Origin of the sequence: Tahibacter caeni (genome assembly GCF_024609805.1) — a bacterium.
Classification (GTDB): Bacteria; Pseudomonadota; Gammaproteobacteria; order Xanthomonadales; family Rhodanobacteraceae; genus Tahibacter; species Tahibacter caeni.
In genome coordinates this window covers 1-17,278 of the sequence record NZ_JANFVR010000008.1, presented here as the reverse complement: position 1 = coordinate 17,278, position 17,278 = coordinate 1, and the positions used below count along the sequence as shown (strand labels likewise).

Here is a 17,278-nt window from a genome sequence, read left to right as displayed (position 1 = left end):
CGGCACAGCACGTCGTTGACGGCCGCCCTGCGACACCGCCGTGCCCTGCCTCGGCTTCGCCGGCGTCGGCCTCCGGCGCAGCGAGGTCGCCGCGGCCAAGATGCAGGATCTGCGGCGATCCGGCGAGGAGCCCCACATCGGCGGTCGGGAGCACCGCAAGACGCGCCGGCTGGTGTCATGACGGCGCGCGTCCGGACGTAAAGCCATGCAAAAGCGGCCGCTGTCGACCGCTGAGCACCGCATGAAAGCCGCGCCGCTGCCGAAATGGCTACCGGTCCTCCGCTGAGGAACAGTTCACAGGCTTGACCTGGGTCAAGTGCTCTTGCGGCAAACAGCTTAGATTGCCGGCGTCACTGCCGGAGAAGGCCGCCATGCTCGCAAGGCACATCCTCGTACCCACCGATGGCACGGCGCAATCGGAAACCGCCACGGACGTGGCTGTCCGCCTGGCGAAAGCGCTCGGCGCAAGGGTGACCTTCCTCCATGTTTGTCCGCTGTTCCACACCTATGGCTATCTCATGGAGATGCTCGAAGAGGATCGCGCCACGTTCTTTCAACGGACCGAAGAACAGGCTCAGAGCTACCTGAGCGTTGCCGCTCAAGCTGCCAAGCGAGCCGGATTGGATTGCGATGTGGTGAGCGAGCGTGACGAGCATCCCCACCGGGCGATCATCAAATCGGCCAACGCGCGCGGGTGCGACCTCATTTGCATGGCATCGCACGGTCGCCGGGGATTGGAAGGATTCCTGCTCGGCAGCGAAACGCAAAAAGTCCTCACGCATAGCACGATCCCTGTACTCGTCATCCCTGCTGCGCGGGCCTGAGACGAGATCGGCAGAACGCAAGGCGTTCACTACGACCAAACGGAAAACACGCCCATTCCGCCGGGACATGCCTTGTTCCGGGCGCAATTCACCGTCACCTCGACGGCGGAAATGATCGCGCTGGCCGGCAGTATCGTGCGCTGCGCCATCTGTTCGTCGACTTCATCGCGCAGGCCCGCGCCCATGGCACGACGCCGCTGCCGCGGTCGTCGATGCGTCCGCCGTGCGCGCCAAGCCGCTCGCGCTCACCGGCATGGCTGCCACGATCGGCGCATTCCTGGCCCGCGACGACCGCGTCTTCAACGGACCGGCCGCCCCGCCGGTCTTCGGGATCCGCATCGGCGCCGCGCTGACGCGGGCGGTGATCCTGTTGCGCTGCTGCGCTTGCGCTCGGCGTGCGCGCCAAGGCAGGAGCATTGATCTGCGTCAAGGCACGCGTATCGGTCCGACGGATACTGGAAGCGACCAGGGCGCGCCGGAGAAACGTCGTGAAATGTGGTGGGCTTCTCGTGTTGTGCGGCATGCTGGCAGGGTGTGTGTCCGCCCCCGCCATCCACGTTCAGCAGGATGACACCGTGGACTTCAGCGTCTATCGGACGTATGCATGGAAGCAGCTTCCGCCGATCAGCAATCCGATGCTTCGGCAACGGGTCGTATCGGCCGTCGATGCCGAGTTCGCGGCGAAGGGGTGGCGGTCCGCACCGGATGCGCAAGCCGACGTACTCCTCGTCGGCAACGTATCCTCCCGCGAAGACGCCTCGCTCAACTACTTTTACCAGGACGCCGGCTGGGACGGCTGGAACTGGCACGGACACGCATCCGGCGGCATCCAGCGCATCGAACTGCGCGTGCTGCGTATCGGGACGCTGGTGCTGGATGTCTTCGACGCCAGGACGCAGCGTGCGATCTGGCGCGGCCTGGCACAGGGCTACGTGCCGGATTCGGAAGCGCGCCAGGACCGCGAGGCGATCGAGGCCGTCCGCCGGATGTTTCGCGAGTTTCCCGAAGCCGCGCGTGAACGCTAGCAGGCTTGAACGCCTGCCCTGCTTCCCGGCCCGCACCGGCACGATCTCGAAAACGGAAAGCAGCACGATCGCGATATCCGGCAGTCGGTGGCGATGGCTGGAGGTTGCGTCGTAGAGCACGGCGCCGGTGTCGCACGCGGTCGCCGGCAGCCAGGCGGCGTGACGGCGACGACCGGCGACTTGTCGTTTCAGTCACCCGCCCTGCTCCGCCGCCTTGACCTCGCAAGACTCCGACAATCCGACGATGCGCGCCTGCGCGTCGACCGGTCGTCCGTCGTCATCGGCGGCCGGGAAGCACAGGTTCCAGAATCCGTTGCGCGCGAACGGCCGATCGAAACAGGCGGGAACGACCTGCACCCAGACCAGCCGCACGCGCAGTCCCGCATCGACCGCGCGCACGTCGGCGCCATCGATCGTCTCGAACGCGCCGCTGGCCGCGGCGTGCGCGTAGAGGCCGACGTAGGCGTCGAACTCCCGTCCGTCGATGCCGCGCGACCTGCGCGTCACCAGCAGCAGTTGCGCGACGCCGCGCGGCATGCCGTCGGCGCCGCCTTCGTTCGCGAGCGGAACGGACTGCAGCGCGACCGTGTCGCCTCTGGCGTCGCGCAACGTGAAGCCCGCATCGGCAACGCGCAATGTCAGCGCGTCGAACCCGGGCGGCAGCAGCCAGCGCCGGTCCGGCAGGCATTGGGTCCATGTCGGCGGCGTGTAGTCCGACAGCCGCGGCCCCGACGCGATGCGCGCACCCGAGCAACCCGCGAGCGAGATCCCGAAACCCAGCGGCTGGGACGCGTGGCGATGGGACAGCGAAGCGCTGAAGACGCGCCGCCGCAGCGGCCTGCCGTTCCGCGTTTCGGCCACGCAGGCGGCGACTTCCCAGTCCGACCCGACGACCCGGCCCAGTTCGCGCACGTCACGCAGGCGTTTCACGTAGAGGCTCAGCCGTCCCTTACCCGCTCCCTTCAGCACGCGCCTGAATGCGCCTTGCACATCGAAGCGCCATCCCGCCTCGTCGACGTGCAGGCGCAATGCGGCCGGTTCGGACGTGCCGAGCGACAGCGTCGCGACGCCGTCGACGTCTTCCGGATCGATCACGGCCACGAACTCGCCACGGGCGGCGACGGTCGCGGCGTCGGCAGCGGTCGGCGGCGCTTTCGGGTCGCCCATGCCGGCGGGATCGAGCACGCGGCGCAATTTGAGTTTCATGAAATGGAAAGGCAGCGCATCGTCCGGCGGATCGAGCAGGAAGGACGTGGCGACGAACAGCGGCGCGACGGTGTCGGTGTCGAACGTGTGGCCCAGCGGTCCGCGCACGTCGAGCGTCCGCAGCGGTTCCTCCGCGCCGGATCGTTCGGCGCCGCTGAAGAGCGGATCGGCACCGAACTGCTGCAGGCCGGTCTCTGCGCCGTCGGACGTCTTCAGCCAGACGTCGTCGATGACGGCTTCGATGCCTTCGGCGGTGCCGCCGATGTCGCAGAAGCCTTCGTTGAGCAGGCACATCACGCCGGAGGCGCTGCGCGATTCCGCGGCGAGCGTCAGCGGCACGAACGCCTTGACCAGCGGCGGCGGCACCGGCTCCGTGTTGCGGCCGGGCCGCAGCGCCGGCAGCCACGGATCGTTGAACGGATACGGTGCTTCGCGCCGGCGTCGCGCGGACAGCCGTGCTTCGTGCGCCGGCAGCGGCTCCCCGAGCGCGCGGTAGATGTCCGCGTAGCGATGGTGAGCGGCGACGGAGAAGCGGAAGTAGCGTTCGCGCGTGTCGCCACCGCCGGGTTCGCGTCGCAACAGCACGCTCGCGCCGGCGAGCACACGGCACGACGATACGTGCGCCGCCTCGGGCGCGCGATCGGCGAACGCGTCCGCTTCCCAGTCGAGGTCCGCCGCGCCGGCGGAATCGACGGCCGGCGCCGGCGCCGTGCGCGGCGGCGGCTGGAACGGCCGCCCTTGCCAGCGCCAGGCTTGCGTTCCCGTCTCGATCTTCCAGATGCGCCGGAAGGCGCGGCGGTCCGCGTCGGCCACGACCAGCGAGAGCTCGACGTCGCGTGAGGCCTGCGGGTCGGCGAGGGTCAGCGCGAGCGAGCGGTACAGCTGCTGCGCGTCGATGCCGATGGTACGCGTCGCGCATTCGACCGGGAGGACGACGCCGGGCCACGTTCCGCGCGTGCCGGCGGCGAAGCGCGCCAGGTCTCGCGCGTCGCTCACCGGCTGCATGCGCAGATAGTGCACCGACGCCTCGGGCACGCGGATCGCCAGGATGTCGCCGTCGAGCGCGATCGAGGCTGCATCGCCGCCGAACGTCAGTGCGATGCCGACATGGCCGCGGTCGTCCCGCGACAGGTCTCCGTGCCCATAGTCGTCCGGCACGTCCTGCGGCAGTACGGCGCGCAGGCGCCGCTCCTTCGCCTCGCCCACCGCGTCGCCGTTTTCGTCGAGCAGCGAGAACCGCAGCGCCGCGACGGCAGGGTCCGTCGGCAGGCAGCGGCGGCGCTCGGCGTCGTCGGCCTCCTCGAGATACCAGGCGAGCGCTTCGGCCGCGAGCAGGAAACGGTCCCACCGATGGTCCGCCGGATTGCTCAGCCGGTCGTATTCGCACCAGCGCACGAAGCCGAGGCAGTCGATGCGCGGCGGCCGCACGACGAACCGCGCCTCTGGATGCCGCTGCGGCAACAGCAGCAGCGGCGCGAGCAGGTGCGCATCCTGCAATGCCTGCGGCCGCTCCAGCTCATGCGCCAGCAGCGGCGTGTCGCGCGAATATGCCGCGCCGGCGCTTGCGGGCTCGCGCAGCGCCGTCCGGCGTGCAGCGTCGATGAATTCGAGCGCCTGCACGCCGGCGCGGCGGCGGAACGCCAGGTCCTGCGCGGGAATGCCGGCGAGGTCCTGCTGTCGCAGGCCGTCGCGCAAGCGCAGCGGATCGCCGGGCGCCTGCAGCACCGCTGGCAGCACGCCGGGGTTCGGCAGAGCGAATGCGGCGAGCCGGTAGTCGGCGCCATAGGCCAGCGCGGGAACCTGCATGTCGGGATGCGGCTCCTCCGGCATCCGCACGGCATACATCGACTCGATCGCCGGACCGCCGGGCGCTTCCGCCCGTGCCGCGAGCGCGTCGTCGAACTGCACGAGCGTGTCGCCGCGATAGACGACGCCGGTGCGCAGCATGCCCTGCATGCGCTGGAACGGCAGCGCGCTCAGCGCATGCGGCCAGGTGAAACCGCTGCGTTCGCACAGGCCCTCGCCGAGCGACGGACAGCGCCAGCCGCTCGGTGCCGGCGTCTCGCGGCGAATCAGCAAGCCCACGCCGGACAGGTCCGCCAGTGCCGCGTCGTTCTGCCCCGACTGGATCTGCAGCGCGATGCCGTCGGCGTCGGACGGGTCGGCCGACGGCGAGGCCGGCTGCGCCTCGGGCCAGACGGCCTCGATGGCGAGATCCTTCCAGGCCGCCGCGGCGACGGGACCGATCGCGAGGCTGGCTTGCAGCGCGGCAGCGATCGCCGCGCCGAGCGCGCCGCGCGAAGCCAGCGCGCCGTTCGCCGCCAGCACCGCCGCGACACCGGCCGAGCCGTCGTCGAGCTCGACGCGGCGCGCCAGGTCGGTTTCGGCGATCGACGGCCACGGCAATCCGGCCACCACGTCTTTCCAGAGGCGCTGATAGCGGCGCAGCAGCGCTTCCGGCGTCGCGACCGCCAGCGCGAGTTCGCGCAGTCGCGCGCGACGTGCCGCGGTGTCGAGTCGTTGCCATGCGTCCTCGAACGCGCTGCCGTCGGCATGCTCGTTCCACGTGGCGGGCAGCCGGGCGCGAGCGTCACCGAGCAGCGCGTCGAGCCGGGCGGCGACGTTCGGTTCCGATACCCAGGCCTGCGCTCGCGCTTCGAGCGCGGCAACGGCCGCCGGGTCCTGCACGACGGCGCGAATCAGGTTCGCACCGTCGAGCGCGAGCTGCACTTCGCCCGCGGCGTGGCGCGCGCCGAAGCCCGGCCTCTCGTCGATCGCGCGCGTGACGAGATCGAGATCGACCGCGCCTTCGTCGTGGAGCAAGACGGCCGGCCGGTCGAACCACGGCAGCAGGCGTTGCGGCAGCACGTCCAGTCCCGGGCCCTGCGAGGCGACCGTCTGCGTGATCCAGCCGCCCGACTGCATCCAGCCGTGCGCAGGACGCGGATCGCACGCGGCGAGCCGCGCGGCGATTTCGGCCGGGCGGCCGTCGACGGTGATGTTCACGACGATCGATTCATCGGTCGAAAAATCGAACTCGAGATCGTTGTCCTGCGCGCCCACACGCAGCCTCGCGCGAACGGCGTTGCCGAGCGCCGCGAGTTCGGCGGCCCGGACGGTGAACAGCCGGTAGACGCCGGCATAACGCACCGGCACCGGAGCGGTTTCCTGGCCGAGCGTGGCCAGCACGGCGGCCCACGGCGGGAACGACTGCGGCTGCAACACGACCTCGGCGGGCGGCGTCGACCAATACCGGGCCGCCGCCGCGGGATCGTAGAGCGTATCCGCCCACGCCCCGCCTGCTTCGCGACGGCGGTCGACGAACTGGTAGATCGCCTTGCGACAGTCCGCCTCCGCGAGCGGCCCGGGCAGCAAGGTCGCTCGTGCGCTATTGCCGTCGCCGCGCAGATCGAGCGAGGCGATGGTCCAGGTCCAGGGCATGAGCAATCCGAGAGGCACTGCCAGCGCCGCCTCGTAGCCGGCGGCATCGTCCTCGGGCAGGCGATCGCGGACAGCGGCGCGCACCGCGGCAATCTGCTGCGGACCGACACCGTCCACGGCGGCGAAGGCGGCGGGATCGAAGTCGGCGTCGATGCCGAGCGCGAAGCCGCAGGCGGCATCCTTGTCGAGCTGCGGCAGCCGCAACAGATGCAGGCGAACGCGATAGTCACTCACGCGATATCTCCTTCAGCAACGCGACTTGCGACGGCGGTCGGCATTGAGTTGATAGGCGTCGGCGGCGTTCTTGCCGCCCCCGTCGCCCTTGGCGATCTGGTACCGGATCGGCGCCGAATAGCTGACCTTGAAGAAACGCGAGATGCGCACGGAGACGCTGATGTAGCCGTCGCCGCGCAACGACTTGTCGGCACCGTAGATCAGTTGCAGGTAGAGCGTGAGCCCGATCGTCACGAGGCCGTACAGCGACGCGCTGCCGGTGATCAGCAACGTCACCGCCGCCGTCAGCTGCCCGCCCTTGCCGATGACGACGTAGCGTGCGCGCAACCCGACGAGCACCATCGCGTGGCCGCGCACAGGCCCGAAGAAGAACGCGGCCGCGGCGCCGGCCGACAGGCCGAGCTCCACCTCGGCGGAAAAGTTGTCGTGCTTCAGTGCCGGCCAGTACGACGCCTTGCCGGACAGGAAGCCGCCGCCGCCGAGAAACGCGATGAACAGCGAGAACGGCATCTCGGGCTTGCCGAGACCGAACCCCGCCGAGATCGCGAAGCCCGGCTCGCCGCCGCGCGGCGGTTCCTTGGCAATGTCGAGCTCGAAGAACGCGCTCAGGATGATGCCCGCGACCGTCACCGCGCCGGCGCCTTGCGGCGGCAACGGCAGCTCGAGCGACGCGCGCACGCCGCGCGGCGTGCCGTCGTCGCCCTTGAGCAGCGCGAGCGTGAACCCGCTGTCCGGGTCGCTGAACTGCTTGACGACGTCTTCGAGCCACCGCAGCGCGCGGTCCAGCACGATCTTGCGCGCGTCGACGTCGAAGCGCAGCGAGCCGCTCTGGTCGAAGCGCAGCGGCGTGTCGACGAAACGCACGAGCGTGTAGCCGCCGAAGGTCAGCAGCCAGTCGCCGCGGATCTCGCCCCACGTGCTCTCGTCGCGCAGGCCGTCGAGCGTGGCGACGACACGCGACTGCCCGGTCAGGTGGCCCTCGTCGAGGCCGAGCGCGAGCCCGGCGAGCGAGAACACGTCGACGCGGCGGTCCAGTCGCACGTCGATGTCGCCCTGCAGCCATGCGCTCTGGCGTTCCTTGTCGAAGCCGTGGCTGATGCGGATGCCGCGCTCGGAAAGATCCGGCATCTTCAGGCCTGCGAACAGTCCCTCGAGATTGCGCAGCCCGGCAAAGCTCGGCAGCAGACGGTTGAGATCGAAGTCGCGCAGCGCCGGCGGCACCAGGACATCGGCCAGGCCGTCGAACGGCACGCGCAGCCCGAGCGCCTTCAGGTCGGACCCGACGCGGTCGACGAGCGCCGCCGCCGGCGAGGAGCGGATGGCCGCGGCGTAGTCGTCGAAGACATAGGCGAGACGATCGCGGTTGATCGTCATGTTCGGCAGCAGCGGCCCTTCGCCGAGCGCGCGCACGAGCCGCAGCGTCTCCTCGGGTTTGCGGAAGCTCGGTGCCTGCCGCACGCGGTCGAGCACGCGATCGACATCGTCGAACGCGGAGCGCAGCGGCGCGGTGAACGTGGCGATCTGTCCGGCCAGGCGCTCGGCCGCGTCGCCGGTCGCGGTTTCCAGGCGGGTCAGGAGCGCATCGAGTTCGGCGCGGGAGTCGTCGATCGCGTCGCCGAGCCGCTGGTGCAGATCGTCGACCGGTGCGATCAACGCATCGAAGGCGGCGGCGGCCTGCTCGAGTTTGCCGGCCAGCGCGGCGACACCGGCGTCGAACCACTGGAGGAACGCGTCGAAGCGCTCGCGCATCCGCGTGCCGAGCACCTGACAGCGATCCTCTGCCGTGTCGAAGACCCCGTCGATCACGGCGAGTACGTTGCGGCGCACGGCCGCCGGCCATTGCGGCAGTGGACTCGCGCCGAACGTCAGTTCGCCGATCCGCATCTGGATTTCGCCGCGCACGGCGTCGACCGGCCGCACGAGATCGTCGGCGAGCGCGCGGACCTCCTGCTTCAGCGCGACGATCGCCGCCCGGATCTCGGCTTCGGGGGTCGCCGCATTCGCGAGCCGGTGATCGAGCCCGTTCTCCAGCGCGCCCAGCGCCGCTTCCATTTTGCGTGCGCGCGCCGCAAGGTCGCCCAGGAGCGCGGCGATGGCGCCGTGCGGCAGGCGCTCCACGAAAGTGGCCAGCGTCGCCAGCGCTTCGGCACGCACCTGGCGCACGCGCGGCAAGGCCGCACGCAGTCGCTCGCGGCGCACGTTCCACGACGTGGCCGCATCGCCGACGATCGCGAGCAGAGTATCGGCCTGCGTTTCGACGTCGCGCCGCGCGCGATCGACAAGCTCGCTCGCGCGCCCGGCGGTCGCGTCGACCTCGCGCGCGAGCAGGCGCCGCGCATCGTCCGGCAGCGCGGCAAGACCGGTCGCGATCAGCTGCAATTCGTCGATCCAGCGCTCCGCACGCTGCCGGGCTTCGCCGCGCTCGAGACGGCAGATGGACGCGCTGAAGCGCACCGCTTCGTCGCGATACGTCTGCAGCGCGCGCCGCACATCATCGAGCTCGCGAGCGACGGCCGAGCGCAGCCCGTCGCGTACGCGGCGGCGGGTGTCCCGCAGCAGGCTTCCGGCCTGCGACCGCTGCGCATCGAGCCATTGGTCCGTCGCGTCCAGCTGGTCGTGCAGCGCCTTCGAGGTGGTTCCGAGCCGGTCCTTGAGCGCGCGAACGCGGTCGCGGCGCTGGTCCGGATCGGACAAGCCGGCAAGCGCGCGCGCACCGTTCGCGATGCGGACGAAGTCGTCGTTGCCGCGGCTGATGGCACCGAGCAAGGTCGCGCCGCCGTCGCGTCCCCCGACGACGGCCGCGCCGCGCACCAGCGTGACGTTGTCGAGGCGTGCGGCAATGCGAGCCGCCTGCGTACCGGCGACGAGATTCGCCGGCCGCGACTGCGGGTCGAGTGGAAATGTAAAATAGTACATTCCCAGCGGCTCGCCGGCTTCGGCCGGCAAGGTCTCGTCGTCGGCGAGGTAGTCCGCCGGCCCGATCCGCCCCTCCACCGGCGCACCCGGCGCTTCGAGCGGCACGTCGCGCGTGTCGACGCGCTCGACCGGATCCCACTGCTCGGTATCCTCGCCGTCGCCGGGACGCGTGCTCGTGTAGAAGCGCAGGCGCTGCGGCTCGCTGATCGGCGGCGCCGATCCGGTTTCTTCCTCCGACCCGGAGAACACCGGGCATATCGTCGGCCGCGGATACACCTCCGGATCGGCGTCGGGATTCCACAACGGGATGACCCAGCCGCCCTCGATGTCGCTACCCCACGCGCCGTCGACCGGAATGACGACGCTCTTGAAATCGATGCTTTCGACGCAGCGCGCGCCGAGCGCCGTCTGGCCCGGACGGCGCGTGGAACGCCGCGGCTCGAGGATCTCGACGTACTCGGAAACCTTGCGCAGCAGCGGGCGGCCCCGATGCGGCGGCTGGTCGTCGCGAAACTGCCGGCTCGGCAATACCGTGCGCTCGTACACGATCACGTGCCGTGCGCGGTTCCAATAGCCAGCGATGCGGCCCTTGCGCTCGAGCACGTAGCTGGAAAGGCGCCCCATCTCCGTTCGCACGCTGACGATGCTCTTGCCGTCGGCGAACACCGCGCGCTGCTCGCCGTAGCCGCCGAGCGCGGAGAATCGCAGGCGATCGACGCTGCCCTGCCGGCTGTCCGGCACTTTCACCACTTCGTCGTAGACGGTGCGGGACTCGAACGCCCACAGCGCGCCGCCGCGCAGAAAGCCGCCGCCTGGACCGGTTCCGCTCCAATGCCGCCCCGGTTCGAACGGGTGCTCCATGGCCGCTGTCGGACGCAGTTCGAAATGCAGCCCGCGATCGAGCTGCAGATCGGCCGTCGCCGCCGCGCGCCCGCCTGACGCCTGCGACCGTTCCGCGGGATTGTAGAGTTCCAGCTGCGCCAGCCGGCTGTCGTAGCGGCGGCGCAGACCGATCAGTTCGATGGCGGCGTCGAGGACGATGCCGCGCCGCCGGTCGTTCTGCGGCAGGCGATCGAGCCGCAGCTCCGGCGGCGGCGCGCCGACGCGCGAGCCGAGTTCGGCCAGCTGCGTGCGATAGGGCAACGCGGTCGCGTCGAACGACGTGGAAAGCCCGTAGACGAGTTCGAAGTCGAGGCTGACGACGCTCGCGCCCGGCGCACGCTGTCCGGCATAGCCGAATACGCGCCGCACGTTCCACGGCGCTTCGTTGAACCGCTGATCGAACCACGACGATTTCAGCAGCAGCTTCGCCGGCGCCGCGTAGCGATAGTCGATCGGCCGGCCGGCGGCGATCGCGGGCGCGAAGCGCGAGCCCTTCTCCGCGTTCTCGCCGACCGCCTGCGGCGGCAGGCGCAGGTCGAACGACGAGCGGATGCCGGCAATCTCCCATTTCGATCCGTCGAGTTCGCTCTCGGCATAGTTGGCGATTTCCTCCATGCCTTCGGCGGGCTCGAGCTGGATGTCGGCGATTTTGCCGACGAACAGCGGCGCGCCGTCGAGCACCGCCACCGACTGCGGCGCGGCGTCGCCGGCGCTGCGGATCTCGAGACTGAGCGCACGCTGCCGAAACGGCTTGTAGCGCTCGGCCGCGCGCAGCCACGCGCGCCGTTCGCCGGTTGCCGTGCCGAGCGGAACCACGAGCGTGCCGTCGTCCGCGCCGCGCGCGTTCCTGATGAGCGCCTTTTCTTCCGGCTGCAGCATCAGCGGCGGTTCGGTCCGCGCGCGTGCCGCATCGGGCACGCCGTCGGTCGCACCCGGCCGCACGTGCGACAGCGCGAGTTCCTCGATGTCGACGCTGAGATCGAGCGGCGGAGCCTCACGCCGTTCGAGGACGACTCCGGCGGCAAGCGCGCTGCGCAGCGCCACGCGGATGGGCAACGGCGGTGCATCCACATCCGCGCCGACGACCTGCAAGCTCAGCGCGCCGAGGTCGATGCGTCGCGGCGCGTCGTAGCTCAGCGAGAAAACGAGCCGGGAAGACGTACCGGCGAGTTTCGCCGGCAACGTCCCTGCTCCGCCGGCACCGGCGAGGATCGTCGCGGACAGGCGCTCCTCGTTCGCGAGCGACGGCAAGGGCTCGAAGCCGGCGAGGCGCGCGTGGGCGACGTCGCGGTGATCCGGCGCGTCTCGGCCCAACGCCGCCTTGAAGACGAACGCAAAGCTCAAGCCTGCCGCCGCGCGCTTCGCATCGCCGCGCGGCGCGAGCGACGGCAGGAACGTCAGTGCCGCACCGCGCGCGCGGACCAGCCCGTCGACGAGCGGCCGGTACAGCGACTCCGTCCAGACGGCGCAGAAGTCGGCCGTCGACACCGGACCGACGACGATCCGCCACGCCGTTTCGCCGAGATACTGCTCGACATCGAGCGCGACGCGGCGCGACGGCGCGAGCTGCTGCGACAGCGTCGCCGGCGGTCCGTTGCTGGAGTTGGCTAGGCGGATGTCGCCGGCTTCGTTGGCGAGCGGGTCCGCGCGCTCGCCGAGATCGACCCCGCGCAGCCGCAGGAGGTCGCTCATGGTGCCCTTCGGCGCGATGCGGTGCCAGCTCAGGGTCGGAGTTCGTACCCTGTCATTGCCGTCGGCGTCGTCGGCCGGCGCGGGGTCGCTGACGAGTTCGCACTTCCATTCGCCGTCCCGATCCAGCATCAGCCTCGACGGCGGATCCAGCCCGCCGGGCAGCCGGAACACGCGCGGGCGCGGATCGACCTTGTCGCCGGGATCCCTGTTCGCGAACCGGACGACGCCGCCGGCGGCGGAGAGATCGAACGTCGCCGTGACGAGGCCTTCGCCGTCGTTGAAGAACACCGGAAGCGCGATCGTCGCGGCGAGCTTGCGCGCCGCCGCCGTTCCCGTGATCGCGATCTTTGCCGCGCCCGTACGCAGGCCTTCGGCCGCGAACGCGAGCACCCCGCGGTCGTCGTAGATCTCGACACGTCCGAGCGGGCCGTGCGTGCCGTTCTGCAGCACCGTGCCGTCCAGCCGCCATTGGCCTGCATCGCGGTGCAGGCGAAGCCGTTTCACCGCGTCGTTTTCGCCGACGAAGAAATGCGCTTGCGAGACGAGCATGGGAACCTCGACTGCGTTCGTGACCAAGGGCACACGCCCCGGAATTTCGCGACCTTCAGCTCACCGCGCCCTCAGGCGACGACGGCGAAATGAACGTGATCCTTGTGCTGGGCCAAGGTCGCGTCGTCGTAGACGTGCTTCCGGCCGGCGTCGTAGTTCCATCGGTTGCGGTTGCTTTCGCCCGCGACGGACGCGTCGAAGATGATTTCGTCGATGCCGAGCGCGTTGACCTGGGCATCCGTGGCGACGAGCGGCAGCAGGACCTTGGCGATCTCCTCGTTCCCGATGTCGACGGCGCGGCCGGCGACGTGGTGGGAAGTGCCCGAGGGGCGCAGCAAATCGCTGATGCGTATCGGTTCGCGCGAGATATCGCACAGATGCAGGACGAACGATTGCAGCTTCGGGGTGATCCGCGGACCGGCATTCGTTCTCAGGAGCTGATCCCGCAGCTGCGGCTTGCCGGCGTCGAACACGATGCGTCCGGCAGCGATGCGCTGCCCGAGCTCCTCGGCGACGTTCGACACGAGCTCCAGGGTCGCCAAGTGCAGGGAATCGCCCGCGCTCTGCGTTACCCGCTTTTCCTTGACCGTGCCGGGACTGATGCCGAAGTAGGCGTAGGCGGCCGACACCGCGAGACCGAGCCAGGTCGTGCCGAGATCGGAAATCGTCTTGTTCGCTTCGGGGGGATAGAACATGACGCCGACGACGAGCGCGGCGAACCCGGTCAGGATCCAGACGACGAGGTAGACGGCGACCACCGTGTTGAGCGTTATCGTGCCGAGACGCGACTCCGGACTCAGCCCTGCGATCGTCGGCGCGGCGCCGGGCCGGGTTACGCTGAGCTGGGCGATGACCAGTGCGGAGACCAGACCGGCGACGGTCGTCAGCACGTAGACGTAGCCGGCGCTCTTCTTGATCTCCGCGCCGTCCGCCATGACGATCTGGGCGATCCAGTGGAGCGTGGCGGCCGCGAAAAGCAGCAGAAGCAGCAACGCGAGAATCGCCCCGAAGGCGGCTCCGAACCTCTGGCTCATATCCTCGTCTCCGTGCGGGCGATTCGGCGGATCGACGATCGATCCGGCCGGGATGACACAAGTAGCGGTCGTGCGGCTTCACTGCTTGTGTCCCGGCGGCGGACGACCTCGCACCCTCGTCGCGCCGGACCGCCAAAAAAAGACTGCCGGAGAAATCCGGGCGAACTCCGGCGTTTCCGCGAGCCGGGCATGGCTCGCAGCGCACGGACACGAACGTGCTCGACGCCGCCGGAATCGGACCCGGACCTGCTCCGGGTTCGATGCGGATGGATACGTCGAGGATCGGCGGATTCAGACCGTACTCCGGACGATTCCCTGCCGGCGCCCGACACGACGACGATCGGGTCGGCCGATCGCAGGTTTGCGCCGGCGCCCCGGGCGACGGGCGATCCGGCTTGCGCGCATCGGAGTGCGACCGCGACCGTGTGCTTCGATGCACCGAATGGCGCCGAGCATGCGCATCCGATCCGGAATCCGCGCCGCGCAGCGGCTTCCGTACCTGCCCGCTGCCCGCCCGGCGACACGCGTGATGCGCACGCGCTACCGCATCGACACCTGCCAGAAGACCTGTTGCGAAGGAGCGGCTGGCCGCCGCCTCTTCGATCACCGCCGCAACCACCTGCGGATTGGCGACCTAGACCGCGTGGCTGCAGGAAGCCGTCCTGACCGTCACGCCGGCGCGGCCCGACGTGGCGCGCTGCGCGTCGGGCGGAATGACCCGGTCGTCCTGCGCGATCAGGTACCAGCCCGGTCTGGCTCTCCACGCCGGGCTGAGGATCTGTCCGTCCGGCGCCCGGCTGCTCCAGGGAAGCTGCGAGTCGGCCATGAACCGTGCGACATCCGGCGCGACGACCACGAAGCGATGAAAAGTCGAACTCGCCCTCGCCGCGCCGGACGGCCGTTCGTTCCGCCGTCCGCGTCGGGCGATACGCACGGCGAAGCCCGTCCGATTCCGCCGGGATCGCGGCCTCCGCGCCCCGCCGCCAGCGGCGGCCGCTCTCGCCGTTCACCGGCAAACCGCGACCGGCAGCGGGCCGGGCGTGCCGGCCGGCGCGCCGGAGAAACCCCAGCGAACAGGCCGAAACGGATCGCTAATCCAGCGCGAAAGCCGCACGAATGGCCTGCGGCGCGCCCTGCGCCGATCGTCGGGCCGCTTGTCAGCCAACGGAGAAATCGAGCATGCGTCCTGTCGTCGCCGCCGCGGTCGCCGCCGCAACGGTCTTTGCTTCGCTCGCCCATGCGGGCCAGTTCTATCCGACTCCCCGTTTCGCCGGGGTCGCCGGCTTGTCGCACAACGGGCGCATCGCGACCGGCGTGATCGCGTCGGGCTTCAACGGCGCGCCGGCCTGGCGCTGGACGCCGGAGACCGGCGTCGAGATGCTGCCGGACTTCGTCGATGCGCTCGGCACGAGCGACTGGGCGCAGCCACTGGCCGGCGCGGTGCTCGACGGCAAGGGCATCGAGGTGGCGGCGCTGGCCTACAGCAACGTGCCCGTCGTCGGCCCCATCGCGATCGGTCCGTATCCGGGCGGCGTGCAGCTCGACAACTACCAGAGCTCGACCTACGGCGTGTCCGACGACGGCATCGCCGTCGGCCTCGCGTACGACGAGACCGGCAATTCGGTCGCGTTCCGCTGGACCGCGGCGACCGGCATGACGCGCCTGCCGGTCAACCGCCCGTCGACGTACTCGCGCGCGAACGGCATCAGCCTCGACGGCAGCGTCGCGTTCGGCTGGAACGACCAGCCCGACGGCTATCGCACCGGCGTCATCTGGCGCAACGGCGCCGCGACCGACCTCGTGGACGCGGACGGCAACCCGGTCGGCGAAGCGCTCGCCGCGACCGCGGACGGCCGCGTGGTCGTCGGCGGCGGCTACTACACCGCGAACGGCAGCGAAGCCTGGCGCTGGACCGCGGCGACCGGCACGCAGCCGATCGGCATCCTGCCGGAAGATCCCGGCCCGGCGCGCGCGACGCCGTCGCGGCAGTCGCCGCGGCAACGGCTCGCGCAGCTGCCGACGGGTCCTTCGCCGACCGGATTCCTGCCTCCCGAATCGTTCGGGTTCGCGGTCAGCGGCGACGGCAACGTCATCGTCGGCGCGAGCGGCGCGTGGCCGATCCGCACGGCGACGATATGGACGCCCGAGACGGGCCTGCAGCGGCTCGCCGACTACGTGACCGCGCGCGGCGTGACGATTCCGGACAACTGGTTCCTCGCCGCCGCGGCGGCGATTTCCTCCGACGGCCAGACCATCGGCGGCTGGGGCCTCGATGCCGAAGGCGTGATGGCGGGTTTCGTGATCGACCTGCATCCGGAGCGGACCGTCGATGCCATCGTCGAGGCGACCGGCACCGTCGCCTACAACGATCTGACCTCCGGACCGTTCGTCGGCGCCGCGGTCGGCACGCCGGTGACGCTCACGTTCGCGCTGTCGCCGCAGGGATTCGAGATCGCGCCGTCGCGGGCGACGAGCTATCCGATCCGCCCGGGCACGTTCGCGCTGCGCATCGGCAGCGCGAGCGACACGCTCGCCGCGACGCCGGACGGTCCCGCTGTGATGCTGACCAACGACTATCCGCGTTCCGACGGCATCCATCTGTTCGCCACGCCGACCGTGTCCGGGCAGACGTTCGAGTTCGAGCTGTTCAACCCGGGCGGCGACCTGTTCGACTCGGACGACGTGAACCGGATCGACCGGACCGTCGGCCCGGAGCATTTCGAGAAGGCGTCGTGGCAGATCATGCAGGGCGACCGCAGTCTCCGCGTGGAGCTCGGCACGGTCGGCATCCACGACTCGGAAACGATCTTCCGCGACGGCTTCGATCCGGACTGACGCGGCCGCAGCGGCACGGCGGCGCAGGCCGCCGCGCCGCTGTTCGCAGGAAGCTGCTTCAGTGCGCTCCGGGTGCGCCGACGGCGAGCTGCGTCGCGGCGGCCGGAATCTCGCGATCGCCGGCGAGCCGGCGGGCGACGGCCAGCGCGTGCTGCCAGGCCTGCGGCTGGCCGAGCGCGGCGTAGAGCCGCGTCTGCAGCACGGCACAGGCGAAATCCTCGTCCGCCCAGCGCGCGGTCCGGCCGACGACCGCCCTCGCCCGCTCGAGCTCGCCCGCGTCGATCAGATGCGTCGCGTAGGACACGGCGACTTCGGCGATGTCGACGGGCACTCCGGTCTGCTCGGCCAGGGCCAGCGCCCGGTCGTACTCGCTGCGGCCGGCAGCAACCTGCGCGTCGGCGACCTGCTGTTCGGCGCGCGCGAGGCCGGCGTACAGCTGCGTGACGGGCGTCGCGTCGGATTGCGCGATCGCGGTCAGGCGGGCGACCGCGTCCGAGGCCTCGTTCGCGTGTCCTGCCGCGCGCAGCGCGCGTGCGCGGACGAGCCAGACCGCCGCGCGATCCCGGGCGCCGCTGCGCTCGTCGAGACCCGTCGTCGCGGCCGCGGCGAAATCGGCGGCGGACTGCGCCCTGCCGGCGCC

Annotated in this window: 8 protein-coding genes; 3 read left to right on the top strand and 5 right to left on the bottom strand. The window is 70.6% G+C overall.

Annotated features, from left to right (window positions below):
- Positions 1-302 precede the first annotated feature (302 nt).
- Positions 303-824 (top strand): universal stress protein, encoded by a 522-nt coding sequence (locus tag NON22_RS01585; protein ID WP_257385139.1) that lies wholly within the window; start codon positions 303-305, stop codon positions 822-824.
- Between the two features lie 29 nt (positions 825-853).
- Here NON22_RS01585 and NON22_RS01580 read toward each other — a convergent pair whose 3' ends face one another.
- Positions 854-1,009 carry a hypothetical protein gene (locus NON22_RS01580; protein WP_257385138.1) on the bottom strand — a complete coding sequence of 52 codons (156 nt, stop codon included), beginning with the start codon at positions 1,007-1,009 and terminating at the stop codon, positions 854-856.
- A 336-nt stretch (positions 1,010-1,345) separates the two neighbouring features.
- Between NON22_RS01580 and NON22_RS01575 the strand changes: the two genes are divergently transcribed.
- Positions 1,346-1,849: a DUF4136 domain-containing protein gene (locus tag NON22_RS01575; RefSeq protein WP_257385154.1), complete on the top strand. Its 504-nt coding sequence runs from the start codon at positions 1,346-1,348 to the stop codon at positions 1,847-1,849.
- 192 nt (positions 1,850-2,041) lie between these two features.
- Here the strand turns inward: NON22_RS01575 and NON22_RS01570 are convergent, their stop codons facing one another.
- From NON22_RS01570 to NON22_RS01560, 3 genes are all read right to left on the bottom strand, one after another.
- A complete protein-coding gene (locus tag NON22_RS01570) occupies positions 2,042-6,730 on the bottom strand; it encodes a hypothetical protein (protein ID WP_257385137.1) in 4,689 nt (1,562 codons plus the stop codon).
- 12 nt (positions 6,731-6,742) lie between these two features.
- On the bottom strand, positions 6,743-12,769 hold the full coding sequence (locus NON22_RS01565; protein ID WP_257385136.1) for a hypothetical protein: 6,027 nt from the start codon (positions 12,767-12,769) through the stop codon (positions 6,743-6,745).
- Between the two features lie 71 nt (positions 12,770-12,840).
- Positions 12,841-13,803 carry a hypothetical protein gene (locus tag NON22_RS01560; protein WP_257385135.1) on the bottom strand — a complete coding sequence of 321 codons (963 nt, stop codon included), beginning with the start codon at positions 13,801-13,803 and terminating at the stop codon, positions 12,841-12,843.
- A gap of 1,179 nt (positions 13,804-14,982) precedes the next feature.
- Here NON22_RS01560 and NON22_RS01555 point away from each other — a divergent pair.
- Positions 14,983-16,638: a hypothetical protein gene (locus NON22_RS01555; RefSeq protein ID WP_257385134.1), complete on the top strand. Its 1,656-nt coding sequence runs from the start codon at positions 14,983-14,985 to the stop codon at positions 16,636-16,638.
- Between the two features lie 58 nt (positions 16,639-16,696).
- Here the strand turns inward: NON22_RS01555 and NON22_RS01550 are convergent.
- Positions 16,697-17,278: hypothetical protein (locus tag NON22_RS01550; protein WP_257385133.1), on the bottom strand; the 582-nt coding region annotated here is incomplete at its 5' end.

Bases quoted from the DNA above. Each gene is read 5' to 3' on its own strand.
- NON22_RS01580 (WP_257385138.1), bottom strand. From the start codon at position 1,009: ATGGGCGCGGGCCTGCGCGATGAAGTCGACGAACAGATGGCGCAGCGC.
- NON22_RS01575 (WP_257385154.1), top strand. From the start codon at position 1,346: ATGCTGGCAGGGTGTGTGTCCGCCCCCGCCATCCACGTTCAGCAGGAT.
- NON22_RS01565 (WP_257385136.1), bottom strand. From the start codon at position 12,769: ATGCTCGTCTCGCAAGCGCATTTCTTCGTCGGCGAAAACGACGCGGTG.
- NON22_RS01560 (WP_257385135.1), bottom strand. From the start codon at position 13,803: ATGAGCCAGAGGTTCGGAGCCGCCTTCGGGGCGATTCTCGCGTTGCTG.
- NON22_RS01555 (WP_257385134.1), top strand. From the start codon at position 14,983: ATGCGTCCTGTCGTCGCCGCCGCGGTCGCCGCCGCAACGGTCTTTGCT.